At 71.9% G+C, this 19,062-nt stretch carries 19 protein-coding genes; 6 read left to right on the top strand and 13 right to left on the bottom strand.

Annotated features, from left to right (window positions below; genetic code table 11):
- Window positions 1-141: 141 nt before the first annotated feature.
- From M3Q23_12860 to dapA, 10 genes are all read right to left on the bottom strand, one after another.
- Window positions 142-777 carry a RecX family transcriptional regulator gene (locus M3Q23_12860; protein MDP9342954.1) on the bottom strand — a complete coding sequence of 212 codons (636 nt, stop codon included), beginning with the start codon at window positions 775-777 and terminating at the stop codon, window positions 142-144.
- A 13-nt stretch (window positions 778-790) separates the two neighbouring features.
- The gene (gene recA / locus M3Q23_12855; GenBank protein ID MDP9342953.1) at window positions 791-1,885 is read right to left on the bottom strand and encodes a recombinase RecA; all 1,095 of its coding nucleotides are present in this window, start codon (window positions 1,883-1,885) and stop codon (window positions 791-793) included.
- Window positions 1,886-2,111: 226 nt separating this feature from the next.
- Window positions 2,112-2,696, bottom strand: coding sequence for an RNA 2',3'-cyclic phosphodiesterase (thpR, locus tag M3Q23_12850; GenBank protein MDP9342952.1), 585 nt, complete (start codon window positions 2,694-2,696; stop codon window positions 2,112-2,114).
- Window positions 2,697-2,709: 13 nt separating this feature from the next.
- Window positions 2,710-3,957 carry a competence/damage-inducible protein A gene (locus M3Q23_12845; protein MDP9342951.1) on the bottom strand — a complete coding sequence of 416 codons (1,248 nt, stop codon included), beginning with the start codon at window positions 3,955-3,957 and terminating at the stop codon, window positions 2,710-2,712.
- Window positions 3,954-4,481, bottom strand: coding sequence for a CDP-diacylglycerol--glycerol-3-phosphate 3-phosphatidyltransferase (gene pgsA, locus M3Q23_12840; GenBank protein MDP9342950.1), 528 nt, complete (start codon window positions 4,479-4,481; stop codon window positions 3,954-3,956). The genes M3Q23_12845 and pgsA overlap by 4 nt, the downstream gene beginning before the upstream one ends.
- Before the next feature lie 11 nt (window positions 4,482-4,492).
- Window positions 4,493-5,230 (bottom strand): helix-turn-helix domain-containing protein, encoded by a 738-nt coding sequence (locus M3Q23_12835; protein ID MDP9342949.1) that lies wholly within the window; start codon window positions 5,228-5,230, stop codon window positions 4,493-4,495.
- A 32-nt stretch (window positions 5,231-5,262) separates the two neighbouring features.
- The gene (locus M3Q23_12830; protein ID MDP9342948.1) at window positions 5,263-6,414 is read right to left on the bottom strand and encodes a hypothetical protein; all 1,152 of its coding nucleotides are present in this window, start codon (window positions 6,412-6,414) and stop codon (window positions 5,263-5,265) included.
- Window positions 6,415-6,490: 76 nt separating this feature from the next.
- On the bottom strand, window positions 6,491-8,737 hold the full coding sequence (locus M3Q23_12825; protein MDP9342947.1) for a DNA translocase FtsK: 2,247 nt from the start codon (window positions 8,735-8,737) through the stop codon (window positions 6,491-6,493).
- Window positions 8,737-10,398, bottom strand: a complete 1,662-nt coding sequence (locus tag M3Q23_12820) for a ribonuclease J (protein ID MDP9342946.1) — start codon at window positions 10,396-10,398, stop codon at window positions 8,737-8,739. Before M3Q23_12820 ends, M3Q23_12825 begins: the two co-directional genes overlap by 1 nt.
- 42 nt (window positions 10,399-10,440) lie before the next feature.
- Window positions 10,441-11,325: a 4-hydroxy-tetrahydrodipicolinate synthase gene (dapA, locus tag M3Q23_12815; protein ID MDP9342945.1), complete on the bottom strand. Its 885-nt coding sequence runs from the start codon at window positions 11,323-11,325 to the stop codon at window positions 10,441-10,443.
- Between the two features lie 291 nt (window positions 11,326-11,616).
- On the opposite strand from dapA, the gene M3Q23_12810 reads away from it, so the two are divergent.
- The 6 genes from M3Q23_12810 (at window position 11,617) to M3Q23_12785 (ending at window position 16,085) form a co-directional block, all read left to right on the top strand.
- Window positions 11,617-12,159, top strand: coding sequence for a cob(I)yrinic acid a,c-diamide adenosyltransferase (locus M3Q23_12810; protein ID MDP9342944.1), 543 nt, complete (start codon window positions 11,617-11,619; stop codon window positions 12,157-12,159).
- 50 nt (window positions 12,160-12,209) lie between these two features.
- Window positions 12,210-12,527 carry an EthD family reductase gene (locus tag M3Q23_12805; protein MDP9342943.1) on the top strand — a complete coding sequence of 106 codons (318 nt, stop codon included), beginning with the start codon at window positions 12,210-12,212 and terminating at the stop codon, window positions 12,525-12,527.
- A 7-nt stretch (window positions 12,528-12,534) separates the two neighbouring features.
- Window positions 12,535-12,996, top strand: coding sequence for a pyridoxamine 5'-phosphate oxidase family protein (locus M3Q23_12800; GenBank protein ID MDP9342942.1), 462 nt, complete (start codon window positions 12,535-12,537; stop codon window positions 12,994-12,996).
- A 9-nt stretch (window positions 12,997-13,005) separates the two neighbouring features.
- Window positions 13,006-13,623 (top strand): LysE family transporter, encoded by a 618-nt coding sequence (locus M3Q23_12795; GenBank protein MDP9342941.1) that lies wholly within the window; start codon window positions 13,006-13,008, stop codon window positions 13,621-13,623.
- Between the two features lie 79 nt (window positions 13,624-13,702).
- Window positions 13,703-14,425, top strand: coding sequence for an LppX_LprAFG lipoprotein (locus M3Q23_12790; protein ID MDP9342940.1), 723 nt, complete (start codon window positions 13,703-13,705; stop codon window positions 14,423-14,425).
- Window positions 14,426-14,513: 88 nt separating this feature from the next.
- On the top strand, window positions 14,514-16,085 hold the full coding sequence (locus tag M3Q23_12785; GenBank protein ID MDP9342939.1) for an MFS transporter: 1,572 nt from the start codon (window positions 14,514-14,516) through the stop codon (window positions 16,083-16,085).
- Here the strand turns inward: M3Q23_12785 and M3Q23_12780 are convergent.
- Genes M3Q23_12780 through M3Q23_12770 form a run of 3 tightly spaced genes read right to left on the bottom strand, consistent with a single transcriptional unit; the run spans window position 16,054 to window position 18,922 of the window.
- Window positions 16,054-16,839, bottom strand: coding sequence for a PIG-L family deacetylase (locus M3Q23_12780; GenBank protein MDP9342938.1), 786 nt, complete (start codon window positions 16,837-16,839; stop codon window positions 16,054-16,056). The two genes, M3Q23_12785 and M3Q23_12780, sit on opposite strands and share 32 nt — an antisense overlap.
- Window positions 16,836-17,606, bottom strand: a complete 771-nt coding sequence (dapB, locus tag M3Q23_12775; GenBank protein ID MDP9342937.1) for a 4-hydroxy-tetrahydrodipicolinate reductase — start codon at window positions 17,604-17,606, stop codon at window positions 16,836-16,838. Before dapB ends, M3Q23_12780 begins: the two co-directional genes overlap by 4 nt.
- 32 nt (window positions 17,607-17,638) lie before the next feature.
- Window positions 17,639-18,922 carry an insulinase family protein gene (locus M3Q23_12770; protein MDP9342936.1) on the bottom strand — a complete coding sequence of 428 codons (1,284 nt, stop codon included), beginning with the start codon at window positions 18,920-18,922 and terminating at the stop codon, window positions 17,639-17,641.
- Window positions 18,923-19,062 lie beyond the last annotated feature (140 nt).

Raw genomic sequence — 19,062 nt, 5'->3', positions numbered from 1 at the left:
CTGAAACGTTTCACTTCCTGATGCTCCGATGACGAGTTCACGCTTGCCAATTCCCGTCGAACAGTCAGATTTCAATCCAGCCTCTCAAATTCACAATGTACGGCTTTCCCCTGCAGGCTGCAAGATTGCTCCGCTGTTCGCTCAGGCCTCGCCGTCCGGGCCCACGGCGAGCGCGCGGGCCGCGGCCTCCCGGGCCAGCCCGGGAGAGTAGCCCCGCCGGGCCAGGAAGGAGGCGAGCCGCCGGAACGCGACCTCTGGCTCCAACCCTCGGAGACGGGCAGCGCGACGAGCGGCCAGGTCGTGGGCCCGCTGGTGCTCGTCCCCGGCCGGGTCGGCCCCGCCCAGGACGTCCTCGGCGACGTCCGAGTCGATTCGCCGCGCCCGAAGGGCGCCCACGACCGACCGGCGCCCCGCCATCCGCACGGTGACCGCGTGCTCCACCACCGCCTCGGCCAGCCGCCGGTCGTCGATCAACCCCACGGCCTCGAGGCCGTCCAGGGCGTCGTCCACCTCGGCCGCGTCGAACCCCGCTCGCAGGAGCCGGTCCCGCAGCTCGCGGCGGCTCCTGGCACGGAAGGTCAGCAGTCGCAGGGCCCCGTCGCGAGCGGTTCCGCGGGGCCGCCGATCCTCCCCCCCGGACCTGTCCGCACCGGAGTCCGCATCCGCTGCGATGCCCGCGGGCGCGGGCTCGTGAACGAAGACGCCCTCCCCCTCCCCGAGCGGGGCGCTCTGCCCGGGGAGGGGGGCGCGCCGGGAAACCCTCCTGGTTGCCGCCAAGCCCCTTCCCCGATCAGCCGGCCGGCACCCCGGTGGGCTCCTCCTGCTTCGCCCTGCCCTTCGAGGCGGGTGTGTCCTCGATGGCGGTCACGTCGACCACCTCGTCCCCGTCCGCGGCGAACGCCGTCAGGCCCACTGCCTCGCGGACCCTTCGCTCGATGTCGGCGGTCACCTCGGGATGCTCCGCCAGGAACTGCCGGGCGTTCTCCCGCCCCTGGCCGAGCTGCTCGCCCTCGTAGGTGAACCACGCTCCCGACTTCTTGACGATCTCGGTGTCGACGCCGACGTCGAGCAGCGACCCTTCCTTGGAGATCCCCTTGCCGTACATGATGTCGAATTCGCACTGCCGGAACGGCGGAGCCACCTTGTTCTTGACCACCTTCACCCGGGTCCGGGAGCCGACCACCTCGGTGCCGTCCTTGAGGTTCTCGATCTTGCGGACGTCCAGGCGCACCGACGAGTAGAACTTGAGGGCCCGCCCGCCCGGTGTGGTCTCCGGGTTGCCGAACATGACCCCGATCTTCTCCCGCAGCTGGTTGATGAAGATGGCCGTGGTCTCGAATCGGGACAGCGACCCGTTCAGCTTCCGCATCGCCTGCGACATCAGCCGGGCCTGCAACCCCACGTGGGAGTCGCCCATCTCGCCCTCGATCTCGGCGCGGGGCACCAGGGCGGCCACCGAGTCGATCACCAGGATGTCGAGCGCGCCCGAGCGCACCAGCAGGTCCGAGATCTCCAGGGCCTGCTCGCCGGAGTCGGGCTGCGACACCAGCAGCTCGTCGATGTTCACGCCGAGGGCCCGGGCGTAGGTGGGATCGAGGGCGTGCTCCGCGTCGACGAACACCGCGATCCCTCCGTAGCGCTGGGCCTCGGCGATCATGTGCAGGCAGACCGTGGTCTTCCCCGACCCCTCCGGCCCGAACACCTCGACGATGCGGCCGCGGGGTATCCCCCCGATGCCAAGGGCGATGTCGAGGGCCATGGAGCCGGTCGGGATGACCGAGATGCCCTGCCCCGCCGGATGCTCGCCGAGGCGCATCACCGCTCCCTTCCCGTACTGCTTCTCGATCTGCGACAGCGCCACGTCCAGCATCTTGTCCCGGTCCATCCGAAGTGCCTCCTTCCGCTCCACGCGGACCCCCGCCGTCACCGCGCCCGCGGGCACTCGGACCCGCGAGGCCGGGACGGCCTCGTCCTCCCCGTCAGAGCGGACCCTAGCAGGGGGGTACGACATAAATTACACCCGTGTCATCCATGGTCTCAACGCAGAAGGCTACTCGAACGTGTGTTCGGGATCAAGCAACCTCGCCGGGGAATCCGGCAGCCGGTCGCGGTCAGCCGCCGAGGGGGAAGCTTTCCAGGGCCTCGTAGCGCGCCGCGGGGCGCTGGAGGTGGCTCCGGTACAGCGTGAGGTGCTCGACGGGGAACGGGCCGCTGCGGACGACGGTCCCCATCAGATCCTCCGGCAGCGGGCCCTGCACCTTGAACCGGGCCACGGTCAGGTGCGGCGTGAACGCCCGCTTCTCTGGTTCGAACTCCCGTTCCAGGAGGCCATCGAGCGTGCCCGCCAGCCCGGCGAACACGCCCCCGGGGTCCTCCAGCCCCGCCCACAGGACCCGGGCCCGGCGGGCGGACGGGACCGCCCCCAGCTCCGTGAGCGCCGTGGTGAAGGGCTCCCCCGCCGTGGCCGCCGCTCGGACCTGCTGCGTCACCCATTCCATCAGCCGCGGGTACACGCTGCCCAGGAACTTCATGGTCACGTGCCAGTTGTCGGGGGTCACCCACCGAGCACCGTCGACGCGGCCGTGCCACGGGCGGGTGGCCTCGGCCAGTCGCTCCCGCACCGCCTCCGGGACCTCGGTGGCGATGAACATGCGCAGGGGTCGACCTTCGGGACGTGCGGCCCGGTCCCGCGCCATCAGTCTCCCGCCATCAGTCCGACAGTGTCCCCTCGAGATGGCGCCGGACCATGTCGAGGGCGGCCTGCTGGGCCCACCGGATGACCTGCTCCCGGTCCCCCGGGGCCCGAAACGTCCGGGCGCGCTGCGCCTCCCCCGCGTCGACGGCCACCCACACGGTTCCCGGCGGCTGGCCCCCGTGCGGCTCCGGCCCGGCCACGCCGGTGAGCGAGACGGCCAGGTTCGCCCCGAACAGCCGCCGGGCGCCGGCGGCCATCTCCCGGGCGCACTCCTCGCTCACCACCCCCGGGCCGTCCAGGGTCCGCTGGGAGACCCCGAGCACCGAGCGCTTCGCCTCCTTCGTGTAGCAGACGGCGGAGCCGAAGAAGTAGTCGGAGGACCCCGGCACCGCGGTGAACCTCGCGGCCAGGCTTCCTCCGGTGAGCGACTCCGCGCAGGCGACCGTCTTGCCGGCGGATCGCAGCAACCCGCCCACGACCGCCTCCAGTTCCTCGTCGCCGGTGGTGAACACCGCCGGCCCCAGCCGTCGCACGACCTCCTCCTCGACCGGCCGGATCAGCGCCTCGGCTTCCTCCCGCGTCGGGGCCTTGGCGGTCAGGCGCACCTTCACCTCCCCGGAGGAGGCCAGATAGGCCACCGTCGGATTCGTGGACCCGTGGAACAGGTCGGCGACGATCTCGGACACCCGCGACTCGGAGATGCCCGTGCAGCGAACGACCCGCGACACGATGGTGGCGGGCCCGGCCGACGCGGCGAGCTCGGGAAGGATGGTCCCCTCCATCATCTCCCGCATCTCGGCGGGGACACCGGGGACCGCGTACAGCGTCTTCCCGTCGCCGGCCGGGCAGGCCAGGCCGGGGGCCGTCCCTCGCTCCGGCACGATGTAGCGGGCTCCCTCTGGGACGTCGGCCTGCACCAGGTTGATCTCCGGCATGGGCCGGCCGAGGCCGCGGAACTTCTCCCGCAGGAGCTCCTCGATCTCGGGATGCCGGACCAGTCGGACGTCCAGCGCGAGCCCGATGGCGTCACGGGTGATGTCGTCCTGGGTCGGCCCCAGCCCGCCGGTCGCGATCACCACGTCCGCCCGGGACAGCGCCAGACGGAACGCGTCCCCGATCCGCTCCACGTTGTCGCCCACCGCCTGGTGGTGCAGGACGTCGACGCCGATCCCGGCCAACCGCTCCGACATCCACCGGGCGTTCGAGTTCGCGATCTGCCCGAGCAGGATCTCCGTGCCGATCCCGACGATCTCCGCCCTCACGACGGCGCCGGCGGCCGGGGCGCGTGGAGGAAGTAGTCCAGCCCGGAGTAGACCGTGATGGCCACCGCGACCGACAGCGCGGCGAGGCGCGCGCTGTTCGCCCCGTGCAGCGGCAGCAGGTACAGCGTGATGGCCACCAGCTGCGCGCCGGTCTTGATCTTGGCGATGTCGGAGGCCGGCATGGAGGTACCCCGGGTTCCCCGGAAAGCCCGCAGGCCGATCACGGCCGCCTCCCGGGCCAGGATGATCACGGCCCCCCACACCGGGAACTCCCCCAGGGCCGTGAGGGTGAGGACCGGCGCGGCCACCAGGAACTTGTCGGACAGGGGGTCGAGCCACGCCCCCGTGCGGGTGGTCATGCCATGGCGTCGGGCCAGGTAGCCGTCCAGCCCGTCGGACAGCCCGCCCGCCACGAACACGGCGGCCGCAGCGTAGGAAGCGGCATTCGACTTCGCCAGGACCAGGACCACCAGCACGGGGACCAGCGCGATGCGAAAGCCCGTGATGATGTTGGGCCAGCCCACTCCGAACGGCGCTATGGACCGTTCGCTGATGGCGTCCCTCGGAAGTCCTGCGGCTTGAACGACCACTCGAACGGGGACTTGCCGTCCCCCGGCGTCCCCAGGTCGTGTCCGTTGGCGACGACGTCCACAGCGCCGCCCACAGGAATCCACACGTGGATGAGGCTGGTGCCCTGGAACGACAGCCGCTTGGCCGGCTGGAGCGTTCCCGAGAACCCCGGCGCGCCGTCCACGGTGACCACCACGGCCCGGACGGCCTTGTCCGTGGACAGCGACACGGTCACGTAGGTGAGCGGTGGGGAGGGGGCGCTGGCAGCGGCCTTCGTCCTGAACGCGCCGGCCGCGGGAACGGGGCTGGAGCGGGAAAGCAGCCCGACGGCCCCGAACACCCCGATCAGCACGACGGCCAGGACGACGGCGAGCTTCCAGTTGCCGTGCCGGTGCAGCACCGGCAGGCCCCGCTCCTGGACGGCGGCGGGAACGGGCGGCGGAGGTTCCTCCGGGGGCGCCGGCGCGAACCTCGCGTACGCGGCCATGACCTTGTCGGGGTCGAGCCCCAGGTAGGAGGAGTACGAACGGAGGAAGCTCCGAACGTAGACCTCCTCGCCCATGGCATGGAAGGACTCGGCCTCGAGGGCTCGCAGGTACTCGGGGCGGATCCTGGTGTCTCGGCTGGCCTCTTCGAGGCTCTTGTTGAGGGATCGGCGGGCCTGCCGAAGCGCCGGCCCGATCCCCGTCATGGTCGCTGGCAAGTGGCCTCCTGGGCCTGGGAGGTTCCAGGGGATTATAGGGAGGCTGCCAGCGCCCGCCACGCCACGCTCGCCGCCGGGAAGGCGCCCGGCGGGTGCTCGAGGGCCCGTTCGGCCAGCGACCGGAGCGCCTGGCCCTCCGCTCCGCGGTGGTGACCGGCCTTCGTCGAGCGCGACACGGACCCCTGGAGGGAACGGAGCACCAGGTGCCCCCCGATGTCGAACCGGGCGACCATCCGGCCGTTCCAGGTGCCGTCGGAGTCGGTGGTCCGGCAGGTCGTTCGGTGGTGCTCCTCGAGCGGCTTGGTCCGGTGGAAGTCCATGTGCCCCCCCATGAACGGCTTCCCCGGGCGACCTCGAACGCGCGCGTGGTCCAGCAACCGGTCCGCGGCGATCATCCCGGGCGGCCCGAAGGCGGTGACGTCGTGAAACACGATCGCCGGCGCTGTCACATCGATTGGCTCCATCTCGTCCACGACGATGAGCGCGAAGCTCTGCCCGAGGTGAGAGAACTTGAACCCCACCAGCTCCGCGAACCGGCCGTCGCGGGTGTTGGTCCCGCCCACCAGGAACAATCCTTCCTCGCAGGAGGGCTCCGTCGAGCCTGCCTGTAGCCCGAACAGCCCGTTCAGCGCACCCGGGCCGCAGCCGGCGGGCAAGGTGAACCGGCCCAGCGCGGCCTGGAGAGCCGGCACGTCGACGACGCCCAGGCCGGAGTTCGTGTTGAAGTCGAGCGTGCCGGTGAGCGAGCCGGTCCGCTCGGAGAAGGTCGCCCTTTCCGCCCCGGCGCAAGGGACCGACCGCGACTGGAGCGGCCCGCTCGCCTCGAACCCCATGTCGATGGACCCGTAGTCGGGCCGCTGCCCGGGCGTCGTGACGAGCTCGCCCGTGTCCAGGGTGCCGGCGGCCAGGTCGTCGGACGCCGTGAAGGTCTTCCTGCCGAGCACGAAGAGAAATTCATGGTCCTGGGTGGCGCGACTCGTCCCGCGGCCAAAGATGACGCCGAGGGAAACGAACTTCGAGGCCGGGTGATAGAGGGACAGGTCGACCGAGTACTGGCCGACCGAATGCGGCACTGTCTCCAGCACCAGGATCTCCTTCGGTGCCGCCGAGGCGCTGGGTGCCAGGACAGAGGCGAGGGACGCGGCCGCGAGGACGACCACCAGCAGGATCCGGAAACGGACCACGGCACACATCCTTTCCGGGGGGCCGGGGGATCATGGCAGAGAGCTGCACGGCGGCGCAATGCTCGGGGGACTGCGTTCAGCCTATGCGGGCTCGGGACTCGGCCCATTCCTCCCAGGTCATCAGCACGTCGCGGGGCTTGGAGCCCACGGACGGGCCGACGATGCCCCGCTCCTCCAGCAGGTCCATGATCCGCCCGGCCCGGGCGAACCCGACCTTGAGCTTGCGCTGGAGCATCGAGGTGGAGCCGAGCTGGGACCGGATCACCAGCTCCGCGGCCTGCTCCAGCAGCTCGTCCTCGCCGCTCAGGTCGCCGTCGTCGTCCGCCGGCGGACGGCCCATGCCCTCCACGCTGGCCTCGTACTCGGGCTCGCGCTGGCGGCGGACCCACTCGGTGATGGCGTCGATCTCGTTCTGGGTCACCCAGGCTCCCTGGATCCGCATGGGCTTGGAGATGTTGGAGGGCAGGAACAGCATGTCGCCGTGGCCGACCAGCTTCTCGGCGCCTCCCACGTCCAGGATGACCCGGGAGTCGGCCTGCGAGGCCGTCATGAACGCGATGCGCGACGGGATGTTCGCCTTGATCAACCCGGTGACCACGTCGACGCTGGGCCGCTGGGTCGCCACCACCAGGTGGATCCCGACCGCGCGGGCCATCTGCGCGATCCGGCAGATGGCGTCCTCCACGTCGCGAGGGGCCACCATCATGAGGTCGGCCAGCTCGTCGATCACCACGACCAGGTACGGGATGTGGCCAAAGTTCGCCTCCTGGCCGGGCGGGACCCGCAAGGTTCCGTCACCCCTGGCCCGGAGGTAGGAGTCGATGTCGCGCATCCCCACCTGGGCCAGCATCTCGTAGCGGAGCTCCATCTCACGGACCACCCAGGCCAGGGCCTCGGCGGCCCGCTTGGGGTGCACGATGACCGGCGACAGCAGGTGCGGGAGGTCCGCGAAGTGCGACAGCTCCACCCGCTTCGGGTCGACCAGCACCAGCTTCACCTCGTCGGGCGTCGCCCGCATCAGGACCGAGGTGACGAACGCGTTGATGAGCGATGACTTGCCCGCGCCGGTGGCACCCGCGATGAGCAGGTGGGGCATCTCGGCCAGGTTCACCAGCACGGCCCGGCCGTGGACGTCCTTCCCCAGGCCCACGTACAGGGGGTGGCGGGCCTCGCGGGCCGTCTTTGAGCGGAGGACGTCGCCCAGCATCACGAAGTCGCGGACCTTGTTCGGGACCTCCACGCCGATGGCCGACTTGCCCGGGATGGGGGCGATGATCCGCACGTCCGGCGTGGCCAGCGCGTACGCGATGTCGTCGGCCAGGCCCAGCACCCGGTTCACCTTCGTCCCGGGCTCGACCTCCACCTCGTACAGCGTGACGGTGGGGCCGCGGTGGGCGGTAGGGACGCGGGCCGGGACGCCGAAGGTCTGGAACACGCGTTCCAGGGACTCCATGGTGTGCTCCTCGTCGCGGCCGTCGGCCGTGCTGGCCGGGGCCTTGCGCAGGAGCTCGAGCGGAGGCAGCTTGTAGGCGCCCTTGCCGGGTGTGGGGAAGGCCATCCGGGCTGGGACGGCCACGGCGGCCGGCTCGGCGTCGAGGGCGGCAATGGCGGCGCCCTGGGGGCTGGGGCCGGGGTCCTCCTCCTCCCGGACCACCCGGCGGGAGCGGCGCCTGGACCGGGCGGCTGGTTCGTCCTGCTGTTCCTCGCCGTCGGGGTCCGCGCGCCCGGCGCCGCGGCCGAAACGACCGCGAAGCCACTCCCCCACCGCCGCCAGCGGGGTGCCCGTGAAGACCAGCAAGCCCAGGACGACCAGGCCGAGGCAGATGATCACGGCGCCCGGGGCCGAGGCCACCTTCGACACCGGCCAGCCCAGCAGCGCGCCGAGCAGCCCGCCTGACGCGTGGACCCCGGCGTACCCCGCCGTCGGGCTGGGGTTCCCCCGGGCCACCGACGCGATGGCCTGCGCGCCGGTCAGCGTGATCAGGAAGCCCAGGAACATGCGGACGCGCTGGTCCTCGGCGCTCCGGCGGAGCAGGCGGATGCCCCAGTACAGGGCGAACACCGGCATCGCCCCGGCCGCCTTCCCGATGAGGGCGCGGCTGAGGTAGGCGATGAGCTTGCCGACCAGGCCGCCCGAGTGCAGCCACAGCCCCAGCACGGCCAGGAGCGCCAAGACCACCAGGCCGATGCCGAACGCGTCGCGAGCCCACGGTGCGAGGTGCCCGGCCACCCGCCGGGTCCGCCCCGCCCCCGAGCGCTTCGCCGCAGCCCGCTTCGCGGCGGGCTTCCTGCCCTTCTTCCGGCCCTTCGTCCGCGTGGCCACTACACCTCCAGGATCACCGGCACCACCGCCGGCTTGCGCTTCACGCTCTCCCAGAAGAACTTCCGAAGCACGCGCCGGATGTTCTGCTGGAGCACGGCCGGATCGGTGACCTCCGCGGCCGCGCTGTCCTCGAGGGAAAGCATGACGAGATTCCGCGCTTCTTCAAGGATGCCGGCGGCCGACTCGTCGTCGACCACCCCGCGGTTCACCAGGTCCGGGCCGGCCACCAGTTCGCCGTGGCGGGAGCCCACCGCCACCACCACCACCAGGATGCCGTCCGCCGCCAGGCGCCGCCGGTCCCGCAGGACGACCTCGCCGACGTCGCCGATGCCGATGCCGTCGACGAGCGTCATGCCCGCCGCGACGCGCTCGGCGATCCGGACCTCGTCCCCGATCTCCACGACGTCGCCGTCCTCCGCGATGATGATCCGCTCCGCCGGGATGCCGACCTCCCGGGCCAGCCGGGCGTGGTTGGAGAGGTGCCTGCGCTCGCCGTGGACAGGGATGAACCAGCGGGGGCGGACCAGGTTCAGCACGAACCGGAGCTCCTCCGCGGCGGCGTGCCCGGAGACGTGCACCGGCACCTTCGGCACGTGGAACACGTCGGCGCCCGTCCGGTACAGGCCGTCGATGACCCGGTGGATGGCGGGCTCGTTCCCGGGGATCATCGAGGACGACAGGATCACGCTGTCCTCGGGCTGGAGCTTCACCCACTTGTGCTCGCCCGCAGCCATCAGCGACAGGGCGGACAGCGGCTCGCCCTGTGAGCCCGTCGAGATCACCACGACGTTCGCCGGATCGAGCTCGTGGAGGTCCTCGATGAGCACGACGTCCGACTCCGGGACGTCCAGGTAGCCGAGGGCCCGGGCCGCGGCCACGCTCTGGTGCATGGACCGCCCCAGGAACGCCACAACGCGCCCGGTTGCCCGCGCGGCGTCGGCGGCCTGCTGGATGCGGTGGATGTGGCTGGCGAAGCACGCCACCACCACCAGGCGGGGCGCTTGGCGGATGAGGTCGCGCAGCACCGGTCCGACCGTGCGCTCGCTCGGGATGTAGCCGGTCTCCTCGGCGTTCGTGGAATCGGCCAGGAACAGGTGCACGCCCCGGCGGGACTCCTCGGCCAGGGCGACCAGGTCCGTGGGCCGGGCGTCGAGGGGCGTCTGGTCGAGCTTGAAGTCGCCCGAGTGCAGGACCGTCCCGAACGGCGTGTCCACCGCCACGGCCACGCCGTCGGGGATGGAGTGGGTGACCCGGATGAACCGCATCGAGAACGGACCGGTGGCGGCGGCCTGGCCCGGGGTGATGGGCCGGAACTCGGCGCGTTCGCTGACCCTGTGCTCCTCGAGCTTCCCCTCCAGGAGCTTGAGGGTCAGCGGCGTGCCGTACACCGGCAGGCTGAACTCGCGCAGGAGGTAGGGCAGCGCGCCGATGTGGTCCTCGTGCCCGTGGGTGAGGACCACCGCCTCGACCTGTTCCCGGCGGTCCCGGAGGTACTCGAAGTCCGGGAGCACCAGGTCGATGCCGGGCATCTCGTCGTGCGGGAACGACAGCCCGCAGTCGATGATGAGGATGCGCCCGTCCAGCTCCAGACAGGCCATGTTCCGGCCGATCTCGCCGACGCCGCCCAGGAAGACCAGGCGGGCAGGTCGCGCCTGGCTCACGCTCGTTCGCCCGGCCGGCGAGGCAGGCTGCGGGACCGCGCGCTACAGGAGACCGGCATCCTCCAACGCTCGGCGCAGGATGGCGCGCTCGTCCGGCGTGGCCGGCACCAGCGGCAGCCGCGGCGGCCCCACCGGGCGACCGACGAGCTCCAGGGCCGCCTTCAGCGGGATGGGGTTGCTGGTGATGAACAGCGCCTTGAACAGGGGCGACAGCTCCTCGTGGACCTTGCGGGCGGCGGGGACGTCGCCGTCGCCGATCAGCGCCACCATCTGGTGGATCCGCTCCCCCACCAGGTGGGAGGCCACGGACACCACTCCCACCGCGCCCAGGCACACCAGCCCGAACGTGGCCCAGTCGTCGCCGGAGTACACCTCGAAGCCCGGCGGGGCCTCGCGGACCAGCCCGGAAGCGCCGTCGAAGTCACCGGTGGAATCCTTCACCGCCACGATGTTGGGAACGGCCGCGAGCTCGAGCAAGGTGTCGTGCTCGATGCGGGTCGCGGTCCGGCCGGGGATGTTGTACGCGATGATCGGCAGCTCGGTGGACCGGGCGATCTCGGTGAAGTGGGCGACGATCCCGCGCTGCGGCGGCTTGTTGTAGTACGGCGTGACCACGAGGACCGCGTCCGCGCCGGCCTCCTGGGCCATCGCCGTCAGCTCGACGCTCTCGGCGGTGGAATAAGTCCCCGTGCCGCACCAGATCCGGCCCCTGCCCTCCGCGGCCTCGACCGCTGCGCGGAACAGGTCACGCTTCTCGTCGTGGGTCAGGGTGGGCGACTCGCCGGTCGACCCCGCGACCAGGACCGTGTCGGACCCGTGATCGAGCAGATGGCGGACCAGTTCCTGGGCGCCGTCGACGTCCAGAGAGAGGTCGTCGCGAAACGGCGTGACCATGGCGGTGACCACCGCTCCGAACCTTCCGGCCATCTTGCCACCTCCTCACGCCCGGCCCCGCCGGCCCGGACCTGGTTCCCGGGCCCGGCGACCCCGAGCAGCGTATCGTTCCCGCTCTGTGGCCACAAGAGCCACATGCGTCACATGTTGAACGAGAAGCTCCCGTGCCATGGGCACCTCTCGTGCCTGCCGTGGCTATGGAGCCTGCCGTGCCTGCCGTGGCTATGGAGCCTCCCGAGCCTCCGGCCCGGGTTCCCGAACGACGTCCGTGCAGGACGCGTCGTCCGTAGCGATCCGTGCCGAACCCGAGGCTATCCTAGCCGCATGCGCATCTACACGAAGACCGGCGACGACGGCACCACCGGCATGCTGTACGGCGGGCGAATCCCGAAGTCCGATCCGGCCACGGAAGCCTACGGCGCGGTGGACGAGGCCGTGGCGGCCCTCGGCGCCGCCCGCGCGGTGGTCCAGGACCCGGAGCTGGCCGCCGAGCTCCTCCAAGTCCAGCGGGAGCTGTTCGTGGTGGGGGCCGACCTGGCCACGAACCCGGAGAAGCGAGAGCGCCTCGAGCCGGGAGTGTCGGAGACCACCGCGGAGATGGTGGCGAGGCTGGAGCGGTGGATCGACGCGGTCGTCGCGCTGCATCCCCTGCCGCAGACGTTCATCGTCCCGGGCGCGAACCCCGTGTCCGCGGCGCTGGACGTCGCCCGGTCCACGGTCCGGCGGGCCGAGCGGCGGACCGTCGCGCTCGGCGAGTCCGGACGGCCGGTGAACCCCGAGGCACTCCACTACCTGAACCGGCTGTCCGATCTGCTGTTCGTCCTGGCCCGGCGGGAAGCCGGCGAGTCCGAGCCGGCCAGCCGGTAGCGCCGCCGGGCACTACGATCTCCGCACGGCGACGAACAGGAGGGCCACCCATGTTCCGCGTGCACATCTGGATGCGCAAGAAGGACGGGATGTCGAACGAGGAGTTCCTGGACTACTGGCTGAACTCACACGCCCCGATCGCCCGGGACGGCTATACCGGCCTGAGAGGGTACGTGGTCAACGCGGTGACGAGAGCGCCCGAGGGAACGGAAGTGCCCTACGACGGGGTGGCCGAGCTGTGGTGGGACGACCGGGACGCCTTCCGGACGGACATGAAGAGCGACGTGGCCAAGGCTTCCACCGACGACCTGGCCAACTTCACCAGCGGGTTCGGGCTGCTCTTCGTGGAGCAGCACCCGGTCAAGTAGGCCGCCGGTGCCACTCGAGCGCGACGAGCTCGACGCCTTCCTGGCGGAACCTCGCCTGGCCCACCTGGCCACGGTGTCCGCCGACGGCCACCCCAGCATCCGCCCCGTCTGGTTCCTGTGGGCGGACGGCGCCTTCTGGTTCACCACCCGCCTGGAGGTCCGCCGGGGCGGCCGGGACATCGCCGCGGGCCGGGAAGTCGCCGTCAGCATCGCGTCCGACGAACGCCCGTACCGGGCTGTGCTGGCCCGAGGGAGGCCCGAGGTCTGGAAAGACGACGTCCCCGCGTGGCTGGAACGCATCGCCGTTCGCTACGGCGAACCGGAGGGGAAGAGCTGGCTCTCGCGAGCCCTCACCGAACCGGACCGGGTGGCGTTCCGGCTGGTCCCGGACGTCCTGCTGACGTGGGACTACGGGAAGGGCGACTCGGGGCGCCAGAACGCCGGGCGGTCCATGCGCACGTCGCTGTAGCCGTCGAGCGTGGCCGCCCTGTCCGACGCCGCGGCCGCGTTCGGGGTCGGCGTGGCCCTGGGAGCGGCGCCGGGACCCGTGCAGCTCGTCCTGTTGAACGAGGCTTCCCGGGGCGGCCTCCGTCGCGGCTTCCGGGCCATGGCCGGCGCCAACGGCACCTTTGCCCTGCTGCTGTCGGCCCTCGCCGCCGGGCTCTCGTTCCTCTCACCGGGCCCGGTGACCGTGCGGGTGATGAAGGTCGTGGGAGGCGCGTTCCTGCTGTTCGTGGCGGCCAGCGCCGTCCGGGACACCGGAGAGCTGGAGGATCAGGCCCCGCGGGTGCGGCTCGGCCCCACGCAGCGCGGCGCGCTGGCGGTGGTGCTGAACCCGGGCGCGTGGCTGTTCCTGGCCACCACGGGCTCGGCGGTGGTGGCCGCCGCCAGCAGGGATGGCGGGCGACCGCTGGCGTTCCTGACGGTGGCGGCGCTTATGGCCGGTGTGGCGCTGATCGACGGGACGGTCGTGCTGATTGGAGGGGGAGGCGCGGCCCGCCTCACTGGGCGGGCTGCTCGGGCCGTCCGCCTGGTCCTGGCCGCGACGCTGGCCGGCATCGGGGTGTGGTTCTTGTTCCAGGGGATCCGGCCCTGATCTGGCGAGGAACGGGTCCGACGCGGGGTGAAAGGCATGCGGGTGGGTGGAGCGGCCTCCGTGGGTAGCATTCCAAGGTATGCCGGTTCCTCCGACCGCCCGGCGCGGCGTGGCGCTCCTGGCTGCCATCGCCTCGCTGGGCACGCTGACGGCCTGTTCGCATTCCTCGTCGTCCGCCTCCGCGACCCCCACGGCCCTGCCGTCGGCGCAGACGCTGCTCGACGGCGCCTCCAGCACCATGGCGGGGGTGACCAGCGCCCGCTTCTCGCTCCAGATGCAGGGGAGCCTGGGCGGGCTCAACGTGCGCAAGGCCGACGGCGTCCTGACCAGCGCGGGCGCCGCGTCGGGGACGGCCGACCTGGAGGAGTTCGGGCAGCTTATCGAGTTCGACGTGGTGATCCTGAACGGGACGGTCTACGTGAAGGGCCCAACCGGCGGGTTCACGCAGATCCCGCAGGCCCTGACGGGGGGCTTCTACGACCCCACCAAGCTCCTCGACCCCCAGGCCGGGCTGTCGCGCCTGCTCGCCACGGCGTCCGATGCCCGGACCGTGGGGACCGACGACGTCGGCGGCACGAGCGCCTACCGGGTCGAGGCGACCCTGGACGGCCGGGTGCTGTCCACGCTGGTTCCGGTCCCTGCGAACAAAGACGCCCCCAGCGTGCTGTGGATCTCCACGGACTCGTCGCGCCTGGTGCAGGTGAAGGCGACCCTGCCGGCGGAGGGCAGCGGGCCTCCCACCGTGGTGAACCTGGGGCTGTCGGACTTCGACGTCCCGGTCACCATCACGCCGCCGGCCTGACCCGGCGAGGCCGGTGAACGTGACCTCCGCCTCGGGCTCGGCCGACCCGGCGCCGACACAGGGCCACCTCGGCCACCACGGGCGCCGGCTGGCCGCGGGCATCGCCGGTGCCGCCGTGCTGCTGGCCGCGCTGGACGCCTACGTGGTGGTCACGATCCTGGTGACGATCGTCCGGGACCTCGGCATCCCCATCAACCACCTCGAGCGGGCCACGCCCATCGTCACCGGCTACCTCCTCGGATACGTGGCGGCCATGCCGCTGCTGGGCCAGCTTTCCGACCGGGTGGGCCGCCGGACGGTCATCCACGGGTGCCTGGCCGGGTTCGCCGTCGGGTCGGTGGTGTCGGCGACGGCGCCGGGGCTGGCGGTGCTGGTGATCGGCCGGCTGGTCCAGGGGGCGGCCGGAGGCGCGCTGCTGCCGGTGACGTTCGCCCTGGTCGGCGACCTGTGGGCGGTCCGGCACCGTCCGGTCGCGCTGGGTGCCGTGGGGGCGGCCCAGGAGCTTGGAAGCGTGCTCGGCCCCCTGTACGGTGCCGGAGTCGCCGCGCTCATCGGGTGGCGGGGACTCTTCTGGCTGAACGTCCCGCTGGCGGCCATTGCTGCGGTCGCCATCGCCTGGGCCGTCCCCGGCGGGCGGCGGGCCCGGGACAGCGCCGGGCGGGGCCAGCCCGGGCCGGACCAGGCCTCGAGGGTCGACGTGGTCGGCGGGTCCATCCTGGCCATCGCCCTGGCCCTGCTGATCACCGGGCTGTACAACCCCGATCCGGAGACCGGCGTCCTGCCCTCGTGGGGGCCGTGGGTCGTCGGGGGCGGCGTGATCGGACTGGTGGTGTTCGCCCTGTGGGAAGCGCGCACGCCGACGCCGCTGCTGGACAGGGCGGGCCTCCGGGCGGGACCGCTGGCCGCGTCGCTGGCCACCAGCTTCCTGGCGGGTGCCGCGCTCATGGTCACGCTGGTGGACGTCCCGCTGGTGGCTGAGACCCTGCTCGGGAAGAGCTCCACGGGCGGGGCGCTGGTGCTGAGCCGGTTCCTGGTGGCCCTTCCCGTGGGAGCGATCCTGGGCGGCCTGGCCGCCTCCCGCCTGGGCGAGCGGGCCGTCGCCGCGACCGGACTGGTCCTGTCTGCCGTCGCTTACTGGCTGGTGGCGGGATGGCCGATCCATGCCCTGGCGGCCCGCCACGACCTGGGGCCGCTCTCGCTTCCCCGGGTGGACGTGGACCTGGCCCTGGCGGGCTTCGGCCTCGGCCTGGTCATCGCGCCGGTGGCGTCCGTGGCGTTGCGGGCGTCGTCGGCGGAGCAAGGTGGCGTGGCCTCCGCCGCCGTCGTGGTGGCGAGGATGATGGGCATGCTGGTGGGGGTGGCCGCCCTGGCCGCGTGGGGCCTGCACCGGTTCCATCAGCTCACCGGCACGCTGAACACACCCTTGCCGTTCGGCGTCGATCCGCAGGTGTTCCAGCGACGCCTGGCCGCCTACCAGCGAGCGGTGGACGCCGCGCTGCACACCGAGTACCGGGAGATCTTCTTGATCACCGCCCTCATCTGCCTGGCCGGTGCAGCGACGTCGCTGGCCCTGGGGCGGCGGCACGCCGCCGAGCCGGCGGCGAACGAAGCCCGGCCGGGTCCGAGTCCTAGCCCAGCAGGCCCTGGAACACGTCGGTGAGCACGGGGTCGCCGGGCTCTCGGAGCGGCCAGGCCACGATGTAGCTCTCCGTCCCGAAGATCTCCGGGAGCGCCGCCTCGGGGAACGCCTCGATCTCCTCGGCCTGGGTCCGGTGGGCCCGGAGCGCCTCGTACACGGTGCGCCACACCGAGCTGCAATCCACCACCAGGCCGATGGTCTCGTCGGGGACGCCCCTGGGCATGAACGGGTCCTCGGGATTGAACGGCTCCATCCCGGCCGCGCGCTGCATCTCCCGGAAGGCTTCGATCCGGCTGGTGGGGATGGCCACGTTGAGCAGCCGCCGGAACCCCTTCCCGCCGGCCCGTTCGCGAGCCCGGTGGAACGCCTCGGTGCCGACGTGGTGCATGGTCACGTGGTCCTCGTGCTTGGTCACGCCCTCGGGCCCGAACGTCACCACCACATCGGGACCGAACTCCACCAGCAGCGACGCCACCCGGTCCACCAGCTCGTCACGCTCGACGCCGGCCAGGCCGCCGTCCGCGTATCGCAGGAACTCCAAGCGGACGTCGGGGAACCCGAGGACCCGGTAGGACTCGCGGGCTTCCACTTCCCGAACGGGCCCCAGGTTCTCCCTGGTGGCCAGGGCCGGATCGGCGATGGGGCCGGCCTCGCCGCTCGTGGCCAGGACCGTCATGACCTCGAGGTCCTTCCCGGCGTTGAGGGCGAGCGTCCCACCCACGCCGAAGGTGTCGTCGTCGGGATGGGCGAAGACGGCGGCGAGCCGGCGGGTCACCGCTGCGCGGAGCCTTCCAGCAGCTGCTCCAGCCCCACGGTCAGCCCGGGGCGGCGGACGATCTCACGGATGGCTATGAGCACGCCCGGCATGAACGAGCTCCGGTCAAGCGAGTCGTGCCGGATGGTCAGGATCTGCCCGGTGCCGCCCAGGATCACCTCCTGGTGCGCGACCAGGCCGGGAAGCCGAACCGAGTGGATGCGAACGCCCTCCACGTCCCCGCCGCGCGAGCCGGGCACGGTCTCGGTGTCGGGGCCTCGGTACGCCTGGGCACGCTCATGGACGATCCGGCGGGCAGTGGCCAGCGCCGTCCCCGAGGGCGCGTCGGCCTTGCCCTCGTGGTGCAGCTCGATGATCTCCGCGGCCGGTAGGTACCGGGCGGCCTCGGCGGCGAACCGCTGGGCCAGCACCGCCCCGATGGCGAAGTTCGGCGCCACGATCACGTTCGACTCGTCGCCGCCCTTCTCCAGGAGCTGCTCGATCTCCGCCAGATCGTCCTCGGTGACTCCCGTGGTCCCCACCACGATGTGCATGGCGTGGTCGACGGCCCACCGGACGTCGTCCATCACCACGGAGGGGTGGGTGAAGTCCACCGCCACCTCCGTGTCGGCCTGGAGCAGGATCTGGGCGTCGTCGGACACCCGGACGTCGGAGCCCGAGACGCCCGCGACCTCGCCTACCGACTCCCCGGTGTGCGAGCGGTCCAGGCCCGCCACCAGCGCCATGTCCGGGTCCTCCGCCACGGCCCGGCACACCATCCGGCCCATCCGGCCGGCCGCGCCGATCACCCCGACCCGGATCACCGGGCGCTTCCCGCACCGGCGTGATGGGCCGCCACCGACGCCTCGGCCACGGGATCGCTCCCCCCGAACGCGTCCTCGGGAAACGGCCCCAGCACCGTGAGCGAGAACGGCTGGTTCAGCACACGCTCGGCGGCCCGACGGGCGTCGTCCGGCGTGACCGAGTCGATGCGTTCCAGGATCTCGTCCACGGTCAGGATCTCGCCGTGCCCGATCTCGGACTTCCCCAGGCGCGACATCCGCCCGCTGGTGTCCTCGAGCGACAGCACCAGCGCGCCCTTCATGTGGCCCTTGGCCCGGTCGAACTCGTCCTGGGTCAGCCCCCGTTCCGCCACGTCGTCGAGCTCGCGCCGCACGATCGACAGCACCTCCTCCGCCCGCGACGGCGTGGTCCCGGCGTAGACGGCGAACATCCCGGTCTCGGCGTACATGGTGTGGTAGCTGAACACCGAGTAGGCCAGGCCGCGCTTCTCCCGGATCTCCTGGAACAGCCGCGAGGACATCCCGCCGCCGACCGCGCCGTTCACCACGCCGAACGCGAACCGGTCGGGATCGCTTCGGGACAGCCCGTTGGTGCCGGTGACGATGTGGGCCTGCTCGGTCTGGCGCGTGCGGACCAGCCGGGCCCCCGACGGCGTGGGCGGCCGGTCGGCCTGGCGGATCGACCACGCCGCCGGCCCTCGCGAGCGGATGCGCCCGGTGTCCATGTGCTTGCGGACCTCGCGGACCAGCTGGTCCTGCTCCAGGTTCCCGGCCGCGGAGATCACGAAGTTCGCCGGCCCGTAGTTGCGGCGGTAGAACCGATGCACCTGGTCACGCTTCATCTCGGTGATGCTCTTGACGGTGCCGAGCACGGGCCGCCCCAGCGGATGGCCCGCCCACAGGGTCTCGGTGAACAGGTCGTGGATGAGGTCGTCGGGGGTGTCCTCGTGCATGTTGATCTCCTCGAGGATCACCTGGCGCTCCGCCTCGAAGTCCGCCTGCCGCACCAGCGAGTGCTGGAGCATGTCGCACATCAGGTCGACCGCCATGGGGAGGTCGCGATCCAGCACCCGCGCGTAGTAGCAGGTGGTCTCCTTGGACGTGAAGGCGTTGAAGTCCCCGCCCACGGCGTCGAACGCCTCCGCGATGTCCCGGGCCGACCTCGACTTCGTCCCCTTGAACAGCAGGTGCTCGAGGAAGTGGGAGGAGCCGGCGATCTCGGGGCGCTCGTCCCGGGACCCCGTGGTCACCCAGATCCCGAACGTCACGGAGCGGACGCCCGGCATCCGCTCGGTGACCACGCGAAGGCCTGACTCGAATTCCGTTCTGGCGACGGACGAGCCGGAGGCCGAAGCCCCGTCGCCGGAGGAGCTACGCGTCACGGCGCTCCCGGCGCGGGCCGCGGTCGCGGTCGCGGTCGCGGCGGGGCCCGCGGTCGCGG

This window comes from Actinomycetota bacterium, assembly GCA_030774015.1.
Taxonomy (GTDB): Bacteria; Actinomycetota; UBA4738; order UBA4738; family JACQTL01; genus JALYLZ01.
This window is presented reverse-complemented; position numbering and strand designations above follow the sequence as displayed.

Coding starts and splice junctions, on each gene's coding strand:
- M3Q23_12810 (MDP9342944.1), top strand. CDS start 11,617: ATGCGCATCTACACGAAGACCGGCGACGACGGCACCACCGGCATGCTG.
- recA (MDP9342953.1), bottom strand. CDS start 1,885: ATGGACCGGGACAAGATGCTGGACGTGGCGCTGTCGCAGATCGAGAAG.
- dapA (MDP9342945.1), bottom strand. CDS start 11,325: ATGGCCGGAAGGTTCGGAGCGGTGGTCACCGCCATGGTCACGCCGTTT.
- thpR (MDP9342952.1), bottom strand. CDS start 2,696: ATGGCGCGGGACCGGGCCGCACGTCCCGAAGGTCGACCCCTGCGCATG.
- dapB (MDP9342937.1), bottom strand. CDS start 17,606: ATGGGCCGGATGGTGTGCCGGGCCGTGGCGGAGGACCCGGACATGGCG.
- M3Q23_12790 (MDP9342940.1), top strand. CDS start 13,703: ATGCCGGTTCCTCCGACCGCCCGGCGCGGCGTGGCGCTCCTGGCTGCC.
- M3Q23_12805 (MDP9342943.1), top strand. CDS start 12,210: ATGTTCCGCGTGCACATCTGGATGCGCAAGAAGGACGGGATGTCGAAC.